Origin of the sequence: Paenibacillus lentus (genome assembly GCF_042714055.1) — a bacterium.
GTDB lineage: Bacteria > Bacillota > Bacilli > Paenibacillales > Paenibacillaceae > Fontibacillus > Fontibacillus lentus_A.
Map to the genome: position 1 here is coordinate 1 of NZ_JBHGVC010000021.1, position 16,452 is coordinate 16,452.

Below are 16,452 nucleotides of genomic sequence, written 5' to 3' on the forward strand. Positions count from 1 at the left end.
AAGTTCAGAGGTCATCTGCTCGCTAGTTAGACAAAGGCTGTCTGCTGCGAATTGCTTATGTTTATCTTAAGCTTGCTTCAGGTTGTAGAAGGATTTCAAGCCGTTGTATTGAGCCAGTTCGCCCAATTGGTCTTCGATGCGAAGCAATTGGTTGTACTTCGCAACACGGTCTGTACGGGAAGGTGCACCCGTTTTAATTTGACCAGCGTTTGTCGCTACAGCGATGTCAGCGATGGTGCTGTCCTCGGACTCGCCGGAGCGGTGCGAGATTACTGCCGTGTAGCCTGCGCGTTTTGCCATTTCGATCGCGTCGAAGGTTTCTGTCAGCGTACCGATTTGGTTTACTTTGATCAGGATGGAGTTACCGATACCGTCCTTGATTCCTTTTTCCAGACGCTCTGTGTTTGTTACGAACAGGTCGTCGCCCACGAGTTGAATTTTGTCACCCAATTTCTCAGTGAGCAATTTCCAACCTTCCCAGTCGTCCTCGGAGCAGCCGTCTTCGATTGTAACGATTGGGTATTTATCCACCCAAGAAGCCAGCAAATCAACGAATTCAGCTGGAGTGTAGGATTTGCCTTCGCCTTCCAGATGGTATTTACCGTCTTTGAAGAATTCAGTAGAAGCAACGTCCATACCAAGCATAACGTCTTCGCCTGGTTTGTAGCCTGCTTTCTCGATCGCCTCAATGATGGAAGACAGAGCATCCTCATTGGAGGAGAAGTTAGGAGCAAAGCCGCCTTCGTCACCTACAGCCGTGTTCAAGCCTTTTGCTTTAAGTACGGATTTCAGGTTATGGAAAATTTCAGCGCCTACGCGAAGTGCTTCTTTGAATGTAGGTGCGCCTACAGGCAGAACCATGAACTCTTGCACGTCTACGTTGTTATCCGCATGCGCGCCGCCGTTTACGATGTTCATCATTGGAACTGGAAGCTGCTTCGCGTTGAATCCGCCAAGGTAAACGTACAAAGGAAGATCAAGAGCGTCAGCTGCAGCACGAGCTACGGCCATGGAAACAGCCAGGATCGCGTTTGCGCCGAGCTTGCCTTTGTTATGTGTTCCGTCCAAAGTAATCATCAGCTTGTCGATGCCAAGTTGATCCAAAGCATCCATGCCGATGACTTCAGGAGCGATAATTTCGTTTACGTTCTCAACAGCCTTCAATACCCCTTTACCAAGGTAACGGGATTTGTCGTCATCACGCAGCTCAACCGCTTCGTGAGCGCCTGTGGAAGCGCCGGAAGGAACGATAGCACGGCCAATTGCGCCGGACTCCAGATATACTTCAACTTCTACCGTCGGGTTACCGCGGGAGTCCAGGACTTCGCGAGCGTACACGTCAGAAATAATAGTCATTGTATAGTCTCCTTTTATATGCGTATTTGAAAGCTTTTCTTGTAGCCTCTTGCCCGAAGCCTGTTCGGACAATTTATGCTTTGCGGCTGGCGATCATCGAGGTGCCGGTCATTTCTTCCGGCTTAGGCAGACCCATCAAATCCAGAAGCGTTGGCGCCACATCGGCCAGAATGCCGCTATCACGTAGTATAACATTTTCATCGGTCACGATAAAAGGAACCGGGTTGGTCGTATGCGCCGTGAACGGACGGCCGTTCTCATCGAATACCATATCGGCATTGCCATGGTCGGCAATGATGATGACGACGCCGCCTTTTGCCTTAACGGCATCAACCACTTTGCCTACGCATTCGTCGGTCACTTCTACCGCCTTCTTCGTCGGTTCCAGCATGCCGGAATGGCCTACCATGTCCGGGTTGGCGAAGTTCAGGATAATCGCATCATGCTTATCGGATTCGATCTCCTTCACGGCAGCCTCAGCCACTTCATAAGCGCTCATCTCCGGCTTCAGGTCATATGTGGCCACCTTCGGCGAGTTGATAAGCACCCGCGTCTCCCCAGGCAGCTGGACATCCCGTCCGCCGCTGAAGAAGAACGTAACGTGAGGATACTTCTCCGTCTCGGCAATGCGAAGCTGCGTCTTTCCTTGCTGTACAAGAACCTCGCCAAACGTATTGTCCAGATCCTTCGGCTTGTAGGCTACATAACCCTCTACGGTTTCCGCAAACAGCGTCAAGCAGACGAAATGCAGACCTTGCGGGAACTTCGGCCCCCGGTCAAAGCCTTGAAAATCCTTGTTCGTAAATACGTTCGACAATTGAATCGCCCGGTCGGGACGGAAGTTCAGGAACACGACAGAGTCGCCGGACTCTACCTGAGCAATCGGCTGGTCATGTCCATCCACGATAACGGTCGGCATCACGAATTCGTCGAACACCGATTTCTCGTAGGATTCCGTCACGGCTGTAATCGGATCGGTATATTTAGGGCCTTCGCCGTATACCATGGCACGGTAGGACTTCTCGACGCGATCCCAACGCTTGTCGCGATCCATCGCATAGTAGCGGCCTTGCACCGTGGCAATTTTACCTACTCCGACTTCCTCGATCTTCGCAATAAGGCGCTCGATGAATCCTTTAGCGCTGTCTGGTGCCACGTCGCGGCCATCCAGGAACGCATGGATATAAACCTCGTTCATCTCTTCCTTCTTCGCAAGATCAAGCATAGCGAACATATGGTCAATGTGGCTGTGTACGCCGCCATCCGAAAGGAGTCCGTATAAATGAAGCTTCTTCCCGTTAGCCTTGGCGCTGCGTACAGCATCCACCAAAGTGTCATTCTCGAAAAATTCGCCTTCACGGATCGATTTGGAAATCCGGGTTAAGTCCTGATATACGATGCGTCCCGCCCCGATATTCAAGTGGCCTACCTCGGAGTTGCCCATTTGCCCTTCCGGCAGGCCCACGGCCTCGCCGCAAGCAGTCAGGGTCGTGTTCGGATACTGCTTCAGGTAGCGGTCGTAGTTAGGCTTGTGAGCCTGGGCAACCGCATTGCCTTCCGATGTATTCCGAAGACCGAAACCGTCCATGATGATCAATGCTACAGGTCTTGGAGCTGCCATTTACTGCGCCCCCTCGACCAGTTGAATATAAGAAGCCGGCTGCAGGCTGGCACCGCCAACTAGCGCGCCATCGATATCGCTTTGGCCCATATATTCCTTCACATTCTCAGGTTTTACGCTGCCGCCGTATTGAATGCGGATTTTGCCGGCAACTTCATCGTTGTACAAATCTTTAACCAGGCTGCGGATGTAAGAAATGACTTCGTTCGCATCCTGTGCTGTCGAGGATTTGCCGGTTCCAATCGCCCAGATCGGCTCATAAGCGATGACAACCTGCGCTGCCTGCTCCGCAGACAATCCTTGAAGGGCTGCTTCGGTCTGAACCTTAACAACCTCCTTCGTTTGGCCAGCTTCACGCTCTTCCAGCTTCTCGCCGACACAAGGGATCGGAGTCAAGCCATGCTTGAATGCAGCATGAACCTTTTTATTCACGATTTCATCCGTCTCTCCGAAGTAAGCCCGGCGCTCCGAATGCCCAATAATGACATAATCTACGCCCAGATCCTTCAGCATTCCCCCGCTGATTTCACCGGTAAATGCACCTTCATCCTCAAAATGCAGGTTTTGAGCGCCAATTTTGATCTTCGTTCCTTTAGCCGCTTCGACCAAAGCCGGAAGATTGATATAAGGAGCACAAATCACGCTCTCTACGCCTTCTACTTCTGCTTTACCCTTTACCGCTTCGAAGAAAGCTTTTGCTTCAGGAACGGTTTTGAACATCTTCCAGTTCCCTGCAATGATCGGTGTTCTCATGCGGTTCACTCCTTTATCTTTCACTAAATAGTGTTACTTGTCGTTCAGAGCCACAACGCCCGGAAGCGCCTTGCCTTCCATGAATTCCAAGGAAGCGCCGCCGCCTGTGGAGATGTGATCCATTTTATCCGCCAAATTGAATTTCTCGGTTGCCGCTGCCGAGTCGCCGCCGCCGATGATCGTGTAGCCTTCCGTCGATGCGCAGGCTTCAGCTACCTCGCGAGTACCGCCCGCAAAAATATCGATTTCAAATACGCCCATCGGCCCATTCCACACGACTAATTTCGATTTTTTGATAATATCCGCATAAATTTCGCGAGTTTTCGGTCCGATATCCACGCCTTCCCAATCTGCAGGAATGCTGTCGATGTCCACGACTTTATGATTCGCATCCGCACTGAAGTCGTCCGCTACAACTACGTCTACAGGCAGCACGAAGTTCTTGCCCAGCTTCTTCGCCTTCTCAATGAACTCGAGCGATGCATCAAGCTTGGTATCATCCAACAGAGATTTACCAATCTCATGGCCTTGCGCTTTGAAGAAGGTATAAGTCAGACCGCCGCCAATCAGTACGTTGTCAGCAATGTTGAGCAAGTTGTCGATGACATCGATTTTGTCTTTTACTTTGGAACCGCCGATAATCGCAGTGAACGGGCGATCTGGGTTGGACAACGCTTTGCCGAGAACGGCAAGCTCTTTCTCCATCAACAGACCGGATACCGCCGGCAGGTGATGAGCGATGCCTTCCGTGGAAGCATGTGCACGGTGAGCCGCACCGAACGCATCGTTCACGAACAGATCAGCCAGCTCGGCGAATTGCTTCGCAAGCTCTGGATCGTTTTTCTCCTCGCCCGGGTAGAAACGAACGTTCTCCAATACAAGTACATCGCCGTTGTTCAGGGCAGCTACTTGGGCTTTGACCGCTTCGCCAACCGCTTCATCTGCTTTTGCTACTTTTTTGCCTAGCAATTCGGACAAACGCTCAGCAGCCAGGTTCAACCGCAGGGATTCAACCACTTGGCCTTTCGGACGTCCCATATGGCTTGCAAGAATAACTTTCGCGCCTTTTTCAACCAAATAGTTAATGGTAGGCAGCGTCTCACGAATTCGAGTATCATCGGAGATTTTACCATCCTGAACCGGGACGTTAAAATCGACTCTGACAAACACGCGTTTGCCGGCTACTTCCACATCACGTACACTTTTCTTGTTCATCTCCACGTTCCTCCTAAGGTATGCGGCGGCCATGGACTAACGCCATTTATACGCCACGCGTTCTCTTGAATGATTTCTCTCCTAAGCGGTGCTTTATATCTATATAATTTGTGTGTGTGAATGTCGATTCTATGACTTTATGAAAAGCAGATCTAGAAACTCATAAAGCTTGGTTTTCTGGTTTCAATCATGAACCAAAGAGGAGTCCTGCGGTCAGGTCGCTCCTCTTTGATGTTAGGTTTTATTTAGGGATTACTTAGCTTTTTTAGCGAAGTACTCCAGCGTACGAACGAGTTGTGCTGTGTAGGACATTTCATTGTCATACCAAGCTACTGTTTTAACCAATTGCTTGTCGCCAACCGTAAGAACTTTAGTTTGTGTAGCATCGAACAGGGAACCGTAAGTGATTCCTTTGATATCGGAAGATACGATTTCATCTTCAGTGTAGCCATAAGTATCTGGATCGGAAGCAGCTTTCATCGCTTCGTTGATCTCAGCTGCTGTAACTTGTTTCTCAAGAACAGTTACAAGCTCAGTCAGGGAACCGGTAGCTACAGGCACACGTTGTGCTGCACCATCAAGCTTGCCTTGCAGTTCAGGGATGACAAGGCCGATCGCTTTAGCTGCACCAGTTGTGTTAGGGATAATGTTCTCAGCTGCTGCACGTGCGCGGCGGAAATCGCCTTTCGCGTGAGGAGCATCAAGTGTGTTTTGGTCGCCTGTGTAAGCGTGGATCGTCGTCATCAAGCCTTCAACGATGCCAAATTTGTCTTGAAGAACTTTAGCCATAGGAGCCAAGCAGTTTGTCGTACAGGAAGCGCCGGAAATTACTGTCTCTGAACCATCCAGGATTTCATGGTTAACGTTGTAAACAACAGTTTTCATGTCGCCTGTAGCAGGAGCGGAGATAACAACTTTCTTAGCGCCGCCTTTCAAGTGAAGCTCAGCTTTTTCTTTCGTTGTGAAGAAGCCTGTGCACTCCAGAACGATGTCAACGCCAAGCTCGCCCCAAGGAAGCTCTTCAGGATTGCGGTTAGCAAGAACCTTAACTTCTTTGCCATTCACTTTGAAGAAGCCGTCATGAACTTCTACTTCGCCATCGAATTTGCCTTGAGTTGTATCATATTTCAACAGATGAGCCAACATTTTAGCGTCGGTCAAGTCATTAATTGCTACTACTTCGATACCTTCCACGTTTTGAATACGACGGAAAGCAAGACGTCCAATACGTCCAAAACCGTTAATACCTACTTTTACACTCATTGATAGATCCTCCCAGTGTTTGTTTTTTTATTATTCAAGACCAGCCTGATAAAAGCCCGTCATGAGTAAATAAGGTTATGCGATCAAATTGCGCTGTTCTGCTGTTTTTCTTTTTGCTCCAGTTCGCTCACGATGTCCATTGCCGCGGCTTCGTCCGTGACGAGAATGTCTTCATGTCCGAACTGCAGCACCGCGTATATAGCTTTGGCCTTGCTTTTGCCGCCCGCGATTCCGATCACCGTGTCCGTCTTCCTGATGTCTTCCAGACGGAGTCCCAAGGTCAGCATTTTGTGAACAACTACGCCTTCTTCATCGAAATAATAACCAAATGATTCTGCGACTGCGCCTTCCTTCTGCAGCTCCTCAATCATTGAGGAATCGAGCTTGCGGCGGCGAGCCATTTCCATCGCATCCCCGATGCCGTGTATGACAATCCGCGCCTGGCGAATCGTACTCACAATATCTTGGATGTTGGGATCGTGCACCAGTGACTGATACGCTTCCTTGCCCAACAAATCAGGTACATGCAGCAAGCGGTAACCCGCTCCAACCCGCTTTGCCATGCCGGAAGCAATCGTATTCGCCTGAATTTCCAGACTCTCTCCGAGCCCTCCACGCGCTGGCACGAACCAATTCTGCTTGAATGCCGCATTCGCCGGCGGATTCAATTGCTCCGCTACTTCGGCCATCGTCGTGCCGCCTGTGACCGCTACGACGTCTCCGCCGCGCATGGCGCCTAGCAGCGCCTTTGCTCCTGCCAGACCAAGCTCGCGCTTTGTGAGCGGCGAGGTTTCCCAGTCTCCAGGGATGACCACGACTTTGCGCAATCCAAAGGCTTCACGTATCTTCTCCTCCAGATTAGCAAGACCGAATATTTCCTTCACAATCGGCTCCAAATCTTCCAGCAGCTTCCTGCCCGAATCGCTAACCCTCATGCCTATATTCTCGATTTCAATCAGGCCTTGAGCCTTCAGGAGATCTGTTTCGGCACGCAGTACACGTTCTGTCATGTTTAGCGAGAGAGCCAAGGTTCTGCGACCAATCACATCCGATAACATGATCTGGTGAAGTATGGTATGCCTTTTCTTGAGAATTTCCATGAGATCTGGAAGAAGCTGCTTCTGCATTTCTAAAATAGTTCGCATGCTTTCCACTCCTGCAAGCTTCGTCTTTCTCTCCTTCTCCTATGGCCTTAAAATGTCCCGGGTTAACCTTTTAAGTCCCACTGATATTTTAACCAATTTTGGTCCCTGTTGCAAGTGTGATGTCCCTATAATTCTCTATCTTTGCGGCACTTATACAACAACTTTCAAGGAACTTCTCTAAATCAAAAAATAATTTTAAAAAATAATTTATTAAGTCCTTTTTCGTTAAGAAGTTAGCAATCTAGTTTTTTCTATTTACAAATAGTAGAGTTGAGCATATAATTAACTGGAATGTAATTACAAATATGGGAAAAGCGGTGTATTGATTGCGTATCTTCATTACGTATATTCTCGTCTTTTGTACTATTTTTTTATCCGGATGTATAGGTCAGCCTAGCTCTTCCGAATTAAACGATAACGGCATCACCCTAAATATCGGCTATTTCTCAGAGCAGCAGTTTGAAAACAGATATTCGTCCTTGTTGGCGATTGAATATCCGCATTTAAATTACAATGTTATCCCGACAAATGAATTGATTACTGGGAAGCAATCCATTCAGGAATGGGCCGCCAATAACTCTGTAGATTTGATTTATCTGCCGCCAGATTATCTGCAATCTTTTAAAAATAACGGACTACTTAAAGAGCTTGATTCTTACATACAAAAAACTTCCTTCCCTCTAGGTTCCTACGTCCCTAGTATTGTAGAGCTCATGAAGCAGTATGGAGATGGACAGTTGTACGGATTAGCGCCCACCTTCTATGGCCGCGCACTAGCTTATAACCCTCATATATTTGACCAGTATGGCGCCGAATATCCGGGGGATCAAATGACCTGGGAAGAAATTATCGAGTTAACCCGCCAATTTCCAAAAGGGCTTTCGCTTTCTTACCCAACAGCGGCCCACTTTTTAATTAATGTAGGACAAACCCAGAATCTCCAAGCATACAGTGAGGATACAAACCGTATCACCTTAAACAGCCCCTCATGGACAAAATTACTAGAACTAGTTCAGGAGCCGCTAAGAGACGGCCATATTGAGTTCCATGATTTAAATAACAACCTATTTATAACAGGCGAGTATGCCATGTCGGTCATAACTTATGATGAATTAACCCTTTTAGAGCAGCAAGACTCGACATTAGAATGGAAGCTGGTCACGATGCCAACACATCCATCGGAGCCAGATTCAAGTCATCACTATGCTTTGGATGGGATGTGGGCCATTCCTAGCACCTCAACCGAAAGTGATGCAGCCTGGGAATTAATCCAGTTTTTTATGTCCGATCAAGTTGCTAAATGGTCGTATCGATCTGTACATGGCTTTTCTTCGCTTACCGCTTATACTTTTATGGGACAGAGCAATACCAATATTGAGGCCTTTTACAAACTTAAACCCACTAATAGCGCAAGCTTCGTACCCAATTCAATATATGATCTTCTTAACAGAGCTGTAGAGCAAATCCTCACCGGAGAGATGACCTCAGAACAAGCTTTAGCCGTCATTGCGAATGCAGAAATTTCATTAGAAGATGATTAACTATGTGATTAGTTCTATAAGAACTTATTTTTCCGGGGGAAAATATGCCCAGGATTATGCATCAGATAGCTGGTAAAAGATTGAGGGTGGGGTCATCCCACCCTATTCTCCACTTAAAGGAGGAGCCTACATATGTCAATGAGACGCGGACTATTCATGATCTTATTGCTTATTTTCACTATAAACGCACTTGCGGGTTGTCAAAGGCCCCAGCAGAATCAGCCAATCACGCTCAAAGTCAGCTATCCGTCTGCACAGCAGTTTTATAAGATGTTCGGTTATGCTTTTCAAAAATCATATCCCCATATCGAAATCCAAGTTCTCCAGGATGAGCTCCGAACAGAGGGTAACAGCTTCGATACGGAAGCTGATGTAATCTATTTAAACGGAATGTATCAATATAAAGCAGCAATAGAACAAGGTAAGCTTAGGCAGATAGTCCCGCCGTTATTAAACCCATCAACGAATAATGGCGAGCTCTCACCGGTCGTTACCACCCTGCTTAGCTCTGCTTCGCAGGACGGCCGCTACTACGCGCTGGCTCCGACCTTTCACAGTGAAGCATTGTATTTCAATAAGAAATTATTTGACAAATATAACGTTCCCTATCCTTACGACGGGATGAGCTGGGCTGATATATTCACTTTGGCACAACGTTTCCCTACCGTAGATGAAGAGGGTAACCGATTATATGGCATCCAAATGAACTATTATCAAAACGTAACGATGAATTACATCCTTAAAGCTGGGGAGACCGAGAACTTGTCTTACTTCAATCCCGATACCATGAAAGTTACGATGAACACCGAAAGGTGGAAATCGATCTGGTCCACTGCGGTTCAGGCCTTTCGAGCCGGAGTCGTTTATGATCAAGCAGAGGGTTTGGACTCCATGAAGCATCCCGCTTTTTTGACGGAGGATGCAGCAATGACCGTGAGCTCCAATACTCTAGCTTACAACTTTGAGCCATTCTCACATTTTGAAGGCGCAACGAGAATCGATTGGGGAGTAGTAAGCCCACCCGTTGACCCGCTAAGTCCGGATACCTCCAACTTTTATGAGATATTCGACTATTTTGGTGTCTCTTCGGCTTCGGAGCATCCAGAAGAAGCGCTTGATCTCGTCAAATTCATTACGGGAGATTCCCTCAACAGCCCGATGCTGGCCCAAAAGCAGCCCAATTTCGGATTGCCGGCCGTGATTGAATATGTCCATCCGGTTAGCGAGCATGATCTCTCCCCACTTTATTCGCTAAAGGCCAATCCTGATTATATCGACTTGTATACAAGGGTCGAGCCGGATATTCTGGATGCTTTTCAGCTTACCGCACAATCCGTCCTCGATCGGCTTCTGCGGGATGAGTTAACGCTGGAGGAAGCGCTCGTAGAAGTCGAACTGCGAGGTCAAGAGGCTGTCGATGCGGCAATCATTGAACTTGAACTGAAGAGGCAAGGGAAATAAAAAAGCGTACATGCCGCCAACACGTTTTCCGGCAGAGCGTGTTGGCATATAAAAATTCCCACTTGAATTTTGTCTTCCAATGCCATATAATCATTTTTGTTACGCTAAATTTGCGCCCGTGGTCCAATGGATATGACGTAGGCCTCCGGAGCCTGAGATCGAGGTTCGATTCCTCGCGGGCGCGCCATCTTATTTTCAACCTCTGCTACATACAGCCTGCATAAGGCTTTTTTTAGATTATAAAATTTAGAATGTACGTCGATAGAATTTTTTTTCAATTTCACAGTTTTTCCAAAAGGCACCTAAGGTGCTTTTCTTTTTTTAATAGTTTGACCATCTTTGACTTTCTGTTTAAAATTGTTTATGATGAGGTTAATATCTCTCGATTACGTCAATTATGAGATTGATTGAATCGATACCAAAATTTATATTACAATGGAAGCTATACTGCTAACTTCGCTATCGGTCCAACCTTTACGCAAGGGACGCATGTAATAGCTTGAACCAATCTAAGGAGGTTTTATCGGTGAGTTATATTCCAATGGTCGTTGAACAAAGCAACCGCGGAGAACGCGCATACGACATTTATTCCAGACTGCTGAAAGACCGTATTATCTTCCTTGGTAGCGGAGTGAATGACGTCGTTGCCAACTCCATCATCGCTCAAATGCTGTTCCTGGATGCAGAAGACCCAGGCAAAGATATTCATTTGTACATTAATAGTCCAGGCGGTTCCATCACAGCAGGCATGGCTATTTATGATACGATGCAATTCATTAAATCGGACGTATCGACGATTTGCGTGGGACTTGCCGCTTCCATGGGCGCATTCCTGCTGAATGCAGGTACCAAAGGCAAACGCTATGCGCTGCCTAACAGCGAAATCATGATTCACCAGCCGCTCGGCGGTGCGGAAGGACAAGCGACCGACATTGAGATTCGCGCTCGACGCATTCTTAAAATGCGCGATAAACTGAATCATATTCTTGCGGAACGTACCGGTCAGCCGCTGGAGCGGATCGAGAAAGACACGGATCGCGATTACTTTATGAGCGCTGCCGAAGCTATGGAATACGGTATCGTCGATAAAGTCATCGAAAGAGTGACCCCTGAGGGAGTATAACTGTTACTTATATAAGGCTGTTCTCCAAGTATAGCTTGGAGGACAGTCTTTCTTGCAATTTGTGTGCTACAGACAAAGGAGCGACTGAAGGATGAGCAGCAACCGGATAAACAAACAATATGATATTAGCCACAGCCTGGGTCAGGTAGCCTTAGGGGCGGAGCCTGCGGATATGGTTGTGACCAACGGCACGCTGGTGAATGTATATACCGGCGAACTGATAGGCCACACAGATATCGCCATCAAACATGGCCGCATCGCTTATGTAGGCCAGGCCACACATACCATTGGAGCCAATACACAGGTAATCGATGCCGCAGGACGATATATTTCCCCTGGACTGCTGGATGGCCATATGCACGTAGAAAGCACAATGCTGTCCGTGACCGAATTTTCCAAGGCTGCGCTAGCTAAAGGAACTACAGCGATATTCATGGATCCGCATGAAATAGCCAATGTATTCGGGACGGAAGGCGTCCGCCTCATGCATGAAGAAGGCCGCGGCTTGCCGCTTAAAGTGTACACGACATTCCCTTCCTGTGTTCCTTCCACAACGGATTTAGAGGATGCAGGCGCCGAGCTTCATGTCGCGGATATCGCCGAAGGCATGACGTGGGACGGCGTTGCCGGCTTGGGCGAGGTAATGAACTTTCCTGGGGTGGTTCACGGGGAGCCTAAAATGACTGGGGAAATTAAAGCCACCATGCAATCCGGCAAAGCAGTAACCGGCCATTTCCCTAGTGATGACGAAGCTGAGCTTCAAGCCTATATCGCCGCAGGAGTCACCTCTTGCCATGAGACGGTCACGCGGGAGCAGGGGCTGGCTAAGCTAAGACTCGGCATGCACCTGATGATCCGCGAGGGCTCCGCATGGCATGACGTCAAAGAAGTCATTAAAGTCGTTACCGAGGATCATGTTCGAACCGATAACATTATGCTCGTCACCGACGATGTCTACCCAGAAACTCTTGTCGATAAAGGCCACCTCAACCATGTCGTCCGCCGTGCCATCGAGGAAGGGGTTGACCCGGTTACAGCCATTCAGATGGGGACGATCAACACAGCTCGTTACTTTAAGTTGGATGGGGATATCGGTGGAATCGCCCCCGGTAAATGTGCGGATCTGCTGCTCATCGACGACTTACGTGATATGGAGCCTTCTACCGTTATTACGAACGGAGAGCTGGTCTATAGCGGCGGCGAGCTGTTAGCCCAGTTCCCAAGCTATGTCTATCCGGAAAAGATTCGGCAGTCGGTTCATATAGCCAAACCGCTGACCGCGGCTGATTTCCTTCTTCCCAGCCGAAGCCAGGGAACGAGCACCAAAGTACATTTGATTCAAGCGATAGAGAATAGCGCCCGTACGGCCAAAGCCGTCGCCACATTACGCGTATCCGAGGGCATGATCCAGCCGGATCCCGGACAGGATATCGTCCAAATAGCGTGCATTGAGCGCCATCATGGAACAGGACAAATCTCTCTGGCCTTTGCTCAAGGCTTCCAATTGAAAAGAGGAGCGGTCGCATCCACGGTAGCTCATGACAGCCATAACCTTCTCGTCATGGGTACGAATGCGGACGATATGGCCGTGGCGGCCAACGAGCTCGCCCGGCTCGGCGGCGGCATGATTGCGGTCGAGGATGGTAAAATACTCGCCTCAGTACCTATGGTTATCGCTGGTCTGATGTCGGATCAGCCACTGGAAACTGTAACTCGAGAAGTAAAGCAGCTGGCTGCCGCCTGGAAGCAGCTCGGATGTCCGCTAAATGCACCGTTCATGACATTTTCGCTGATCGCTTTACCGGTCATTCCTGACATCCGCATCTCGAACCGCGGCCTGGTTGATGTGACGGGGTTCAAGCTGATCCCCGTGGAAATTGTCGAAGGGTAAACAACGAATCCTAAGGAGGTACACTATGAAAGTAGATATATGGTCAGACTTCGCTTGCCCGTTCTGCTATATCGGCAAACGAAAATTCGAAGCAGCTCTGGAGCAGTTCCCTCACCGGGATCAAGTCGAGGTGAGCTTCCGAAGCTTCGAGCTCGCCCCTGATGCGCAGAAGAATACCGGGAAGGATATGAATACGATTCTAGCCGAGAAGTATGGCATGTCCTACGAAAAAGCTAAACAAATGAACGATCAAGTCACTCTGCAGGCTGCTGAGGTTGGATTGGAATACCGTATGGACAGCGTCATCCCAACGAACACCCATGATGCGCACCAGCTGACGCAATTCGCCAAGCAGCATGGCAAAGCCAACGAGCTGGCGGAGCGGCTGTTCAAAGCCTATTTCACGGAAGGGCTCGATCTAGGAGATCATCCTACACTTGCCCGACTAGCTGCCGAGATCGGCCTTAACGAGCAAGAGGCGCTCAATGTCCTTAAGGAAGCCTCCTTGGACCGTGCGGTCACGGACGAGCTGCAGGAAGGCGCACGACTTGGCATCAGCGGCGTTCCGTTTTTCGTAATCAACGATAAATACGCCGTATCCGGCGCACAGCCAAGCGGAACATTCCTAGGAGCGCTTCAACAAGTATGGCAGGAAGAGCAGCAGCAGCCTTTACAAGTGATCCATGGCGAGGCCAGCAGCAATTCGGGGGCCGGCCCGGATTCCGATCCTTCCTGCTCGGACGGCTCCTGCTCCGTTTAATTTTCTACTAAAGCAATAGCACGAGGTTGCCTGAATAGGTATATGCTCCCCTTATATAGTTGACAGGTTAATGAATGATATCTGCTGCTATAAGGGGAGCTTTTTCACGCTAAGTTACAATTGCTTGTAACGTTTCCGAATAATCAAAGAAGATTAGCATAACGAAATAATACCAACAAAGCAACCGCCTCAATGATTACTTTTTATCGCAAGAGAAAGAGGCTTCCCCGTAAGGTCAATTACCCCTGGGAAAAGCCTCTTTGCTGTTTCCATCACTGCTCCTGACGGCCTAATTCCGTCTCGTAAAGTCAAACGGATTCGTGCCTGCTGGCAATAGCTGTGAGAAAGGGAAATAAAACTCTGGGAACCCATTCACATAGGGCAAGTACTCATAGAGCGGGAAAAATATGACGATCCCCTCGTCTTTAACATAATACGACGGATTCGGCCCAACGGTCTTGAAGTTGCCGAAATAGCCCGGCGTTTGCTGCAATTGCTGGGCAATAGCCGGATCGACGATCTGGCGATAGTCCGGGTTGGCCCGCAGCAGCTCATCAAGTGTAAGCAGCTTGCCGTCTTGCAGCCGGAAGGTCATCCCTTCCCGTAGGCTGTTTCCATGAGCTCCTCCCGTATAAGCATAGGTTTGCTCGTAAAGGCTCAGGATGCCATTTTTGTTATACGTTAAATTGTAGCCGCCCAAGAACTCATACTTATGCCCGCTCGGGGATGGCTGACTTTGCTTCGTTTCTTGGACGGATTTCCCTACAAATGCCTCGGCTCTGGCTTTAAAGAAGGAATTCAGTTTGCGCTGAACGGATTTATTCTTCAAACCGCTAATATGAGGATACTCCGCCTTGATGGAAGCCCCCGGCAGAGACTTCTCCATCGTTCGCGTCTCCACCTTAACCCCTTGATTCGGAGATGCCGGGCTGGAAACATTCATCAACTGAGAAGCTGCCTGCACGGCAGGAATCACCCTTTCTGACGCTGCTTGAAGGGCATGTTCCTCCGCATTTCCCTCTACCAGCATACCAGCCGAGAACAAAACCGCCGCAACCACTCCTATCCCTATCCGTTTTATCATGAACCTTTCCATCTTTACGTCACCTCTTTCCTTGGATAGTCGAATTATGTCCTTCTTCCCACTAAATCATGCTCCTACCCATGCGAAACGCAAACGACAAAAAAACAGTGAAGCGCATTGCGCTCCACTGTTCTGTTTACTAAAACTTAATAGGATCTCAAAAGCAAATTAATCGCGGCCGCTCTTCAGGTCCGTCCAGGAACGGTCATAGAGCTGCAGCTTATCCTGAACGTCGCCGAGCCACTCCGTGCGGGACAGTTCATCCGCAGAAAGATTAATCATCGTATCGGCATTGTATTCATCGCTATGGAATTCCTTGGCCTTGATATTCGGATCACTGTATCCGATCGATTCGTAGTTTTTCGCGCTAACCTCCGGCTCCAGCATATAGTTAATGAACTTCTCCGCCAGCTCCTTGTTCTTCGCGTCCTTCGGAATCGCATAATTATCCGCAAAGATCGTTCCGCCTTCTTTAGGCACTACGTATGCAACATCCGGGTTGTCCTTGGCAATTACGGAGGCGTCGCCCGACCATACTGTGCCGATCCAGCCTTCTTCCTGAATCATTTTATTCTTGATATTATCGGTATCAAAAGCAAGCACGCTCGGCAACAGCTGCTTCAAATCATCCACCGCAGCAGTGATTTCCGCTTCATCCATCGAGCTGTTCGATTTGCCGGCCTTTTTCAGGGCCATCCCGATCACTTCCCGGTTATCGTCGAGCAGAAGCACTTTCCCTTTGTACGCCGGGTTCCACAGATCTTCCCAGCTATCGATCTCGTCCTTGATGTACTTCTTGTTGTAAGCGATGCCCGTTACGCCCGACATATATACGATCGAATATTTGTTGCCCGGGTCGAACACAGGATCCTTGTAAGCAGGATCGATGTTCTCGAAATTCGGAATATTCTCCATATTCAGCGGTACGAGCAAGTCCTCTTTAATCATGGTGTCTACCATATAATCGGAAGGCTGAATCAGATCGTAGCCGCTGCCGCCCGTTTTGATCTTCGCCAGCAAATCCTCGTTGTTGGCAAATACGTCATAGACGATTTTTACGTCATACTGCTTCTCAAAATCAGCCAGTACATCCGCATCGAAATTATCGGCCCAGCTGTATATATTCAGCGTCTGCTTTCCCGATGATCCACAACCTGACAGCAAGGATAATACGAGCATACTTGCCAGCAGCACGCCAGCCCATTTCATTTTTTTCAATTTATTTGGTCTCCTCTCTTG

At 48.7% G+C, this 16,452-nt stretch carries 13 protein-coding genes and 1 tRNA gene; 6 read left to right on the forward strand and 8 right to left on the reverse strand.

Annotated elements, in window-relative coordinates; translation table 11 throughout:
* Positions 1–66: 66 nt before the first annotated feature.
* The 6 genes from eno to ACE3MQ_RS26165 form a co-directional block, all read right to left on the reverse strand.
* Positions 67–1,356 carry a phosphopyruvate hydratase gene (gene eno / locus ACE3MQ_RS26140; RefSeq protein WP_379398356.1) on the reverse strand — a complete coding sequence of 430 codons (1,290 nt, stop codon included), beginning with the start codon at positions 1,354–1,356 and terminating at the stop codon, positions 67–69.
* Between the two features lie 73 nt (positions 1,357–1,429).
* Positions 1,430–2,977 (reverse strand): 2,3-bisphosphoglycerate-independent phosphoglycerate mutase, encoded by a 1,548-nt coding sequence (gene gpmI, locus ACE3MQ_RS26145; RefSeq protein WP_379398361.1) that lies wholly within the window; start codon positions 2,975–2,977, stop codon positions 1,430–1,432.
* Positions 2,978–3,730 carry a triose-phosphate isomerase gene (gene tpiA, locus ACE3MQ_RS26150; RefSeq protein ID WP_379398363.1) on the reverse strand — a complete coding sequence of 251 codons (753 nt, stop codon included), beginning with the start codon at positions 3,728–3,730 and terminating at the stop codon, positions 2,978–2,980. It lies immediately after the preceding gene.
* A 33-nt stretch (positions 3,731–3,763) separates the two neighbouring features.
* Positions 3,764–4,945 (reverse strand): phosphoglycerate kinase, encoded by a 1,182-nt coding sequence (locus ACE3MQ_RS26155; RefSeq protein WP_379398365.1) that lies wholly within the window; start codon positions 4,943–4,945, stop codon positions 3,764–3,766.
* A gap of 252 nt (positions 4,946–5,197) precedes the next feature.
* Complete coding sequence (gene gap / locus ACE3MQ_RS26160) at positions 5,198–6,208, reverse strand: type I glyceraldehyde-3-phosphate dehydrogenase (RefSeq protein WP_379398367.1); 1,011 nt, start codon at positions 6,206–6,208, stop codon at positions 5,198–5,200.
* Positions 6,209–6,291: 83 nt separating this feature from the next.
* On the reverse strand, positions 6,292–7,353 hold the full coding sequence (locus ACE3MQ_RS26165; RefSeq protein WP_379398369.1) for a sugar-binding transcriptional regulator: 1,062 nt from the start codon (positions 7,351–7,353) through the stop codon (positions 6,292–6,294).
* 326 nt (positions 7,354–7,679) lie between these two features.
* Between ACE3MQ_RS26165 and ACE3MQ_RS26170 the strand changes: the two genes are divergently transcribed.
* The 6 genes from ACE3MQ_RS26170 (at position 7,680) to ACE3MQ_RS26195 (ending at position 14,129) form a co-directional block, all read left to right on the forward strand.
* Positions 7,680–8,894, forward strand: coding sequence for an ABC transporter substrate-binding protein (locus ACE3MQ_RS26170; protein WP_379398371.1), 1,215 nt, complete (start codon positions 7,680–7,682; stop codon positions 8,892–8,894).
* Positions 8,895–9,026: 132 nt separating this feature from the next.
* Complete coding sequence (locus ACE3MQ_RS26175; protein WP_379398373.1) at positions 9,027–10,355, forward strand: ABC transporter substrate-binding protein; 1,329 nt, start codon at positions 9,027–9,029, stop codon at positions 10,353–10,355.
* Positions 10,356–10,467: 112 nt separating this feature from the next.
* Positions 10,468–10,542, forward strand: a tRNA-Arg gene (locus ACE3MQ_RS26180).
* Positions 10,543–10,881: 339 nt separating this feature from the next.
* Positions 10,882–11,478, forward strand: a complete 597-nt coding sequence (gene clpP, locus ACE3MQ_RS26185) for an ATP-dependent Clp endopeptidase proteolytic subunit ClpP (protein WP_379398376.1) — start codon at positions 10,882–10,884, stop codon at positions 11,476–11,478.
* 91 nt (positions 11,479–11,569) lie between these two features.
* Positions 11,570–13,369: an adenine deaminase gene (gene ade, locus ACE3MQ_RS26190; protein WP_379398378.1), complete on the forward strand. Its 1,800-nt coding sequence runs from the start codon at positions 11,570–11,572 to the stop codon at positions 13,367–13,369.
* A gap of 25 nt (positions 13,370–13,394) precedes the next feature.
* Entirely contained in the window at positions 13,395–14,129 is a 735-nt protein-coding gene (locus ACE3MQ_RS26195) for a DsbA family oxidoreductase (protein ID WP_379398380.1), read from the forward strand.
* 289 nt (positions 14,130–14,418) lie between these two features.
* On the opposite strand, the gene ACE3MQ_RS26200 is transcribed toward ACE3MQ_RS26195, so the two are convergent.
* A complete protein-coding gene (locus ACE3MQ_RS26200; RefSeq protein ID WP_379398382.1) occupies positions 14,419–15,213 on the reverse strand; it encodes a DUF3298 and DUF4163 domain-containing protein in 795 nt (264 codons plus the stop codon).
* Between the two features lie 168 nt (positions 15,214–15,381).
* Positions 15,382–16,431 (reverse strand): ABC transporter substrate-binding protein, encoded by a 1,050-nt coding sequence (locus ACE3MQ_RS26205; RefSeq protein WP_379398384.1) that lies wholly within the window; start codon positions 16,429–16,431, stop codon positions 15,382–15,384.
* Between the last annotated feature and the right edge of the window lie 21 nt (positions 16,432–16,452).

Excerpts from the sequence above, each read along its gene's own strand:
- ACE3MQ_RS26165 (WP_379398369.1), bottom strand. The coding sequence starts at position 7,353 with ATGCGAACTATTTTAGAAATGCAGAAGCAGCTTCTTCCAGATCTCATG.
- ACE3MQ_RS26200 (WP_379398382.1), bottom strand. The coding sequence starts at position 15,213 with ATGATAAAACGGATAGGGATAGGAGTGGTTGCGGCGGTTTTGTTCTCG.
- ACE3MQ_RS26155 (WP_379398365.1), bottom strand. The coding sequence starts at position 4,945 with ATGAACAAGAAAAGTGTACGTGATGTGGAAGTAGCCGGCAAACGCGTG.
- tpiA (WP_379398363.1), bottom strand. The coding sequence starts at position 3,730 with ATGAGAACACCGATCATTGCAGGGAACTGGAAGATGTTCAAAACCGTT.
- gpmI (WP_379398361.1), bottom strand. The coding sequence starts at position 2,977 with ATGGCAGCTCCAAGACCTGTAGCATTGATCATCATGGACGGTTTCGGT.
- ACE3MQ_RS26195 (WP_379398380.1), top strand. The coding sequence starts at position 13,395 with ATGAAAGTAGATATATGGTCAGACTTCGCTTGCCCGTTCTGCTATATC.
- gap (WP_379398367.1), bottom strand. The coding sequence starts at position 6,208 with ATGAGTGTAAAAGTAGGTATTAACGGTTTTGGACGTATTGGACGTCTT.
- ACE3MQ_RS26175 (WP_379398373.1), top strand. The coding sequence starts at position 9,027 with ATGTCAATGAGACGCGGACTATTCATGATCTTATTGCTTATTTTCACT.
- eno (WP_379398356.1), bottom strand. The coding sequence starts at position 1,356 with ATGACTATTATTTCTGACGTGTACGCTCGCGAAGTCCTGGACTCCCGC.
- ade (WP_379398378.1), top strand. The coding sequence starts at position 11,570 with ATGAGCAGCAACCGGATAAACAAACAATATGATATTAGCCACAGCCTG.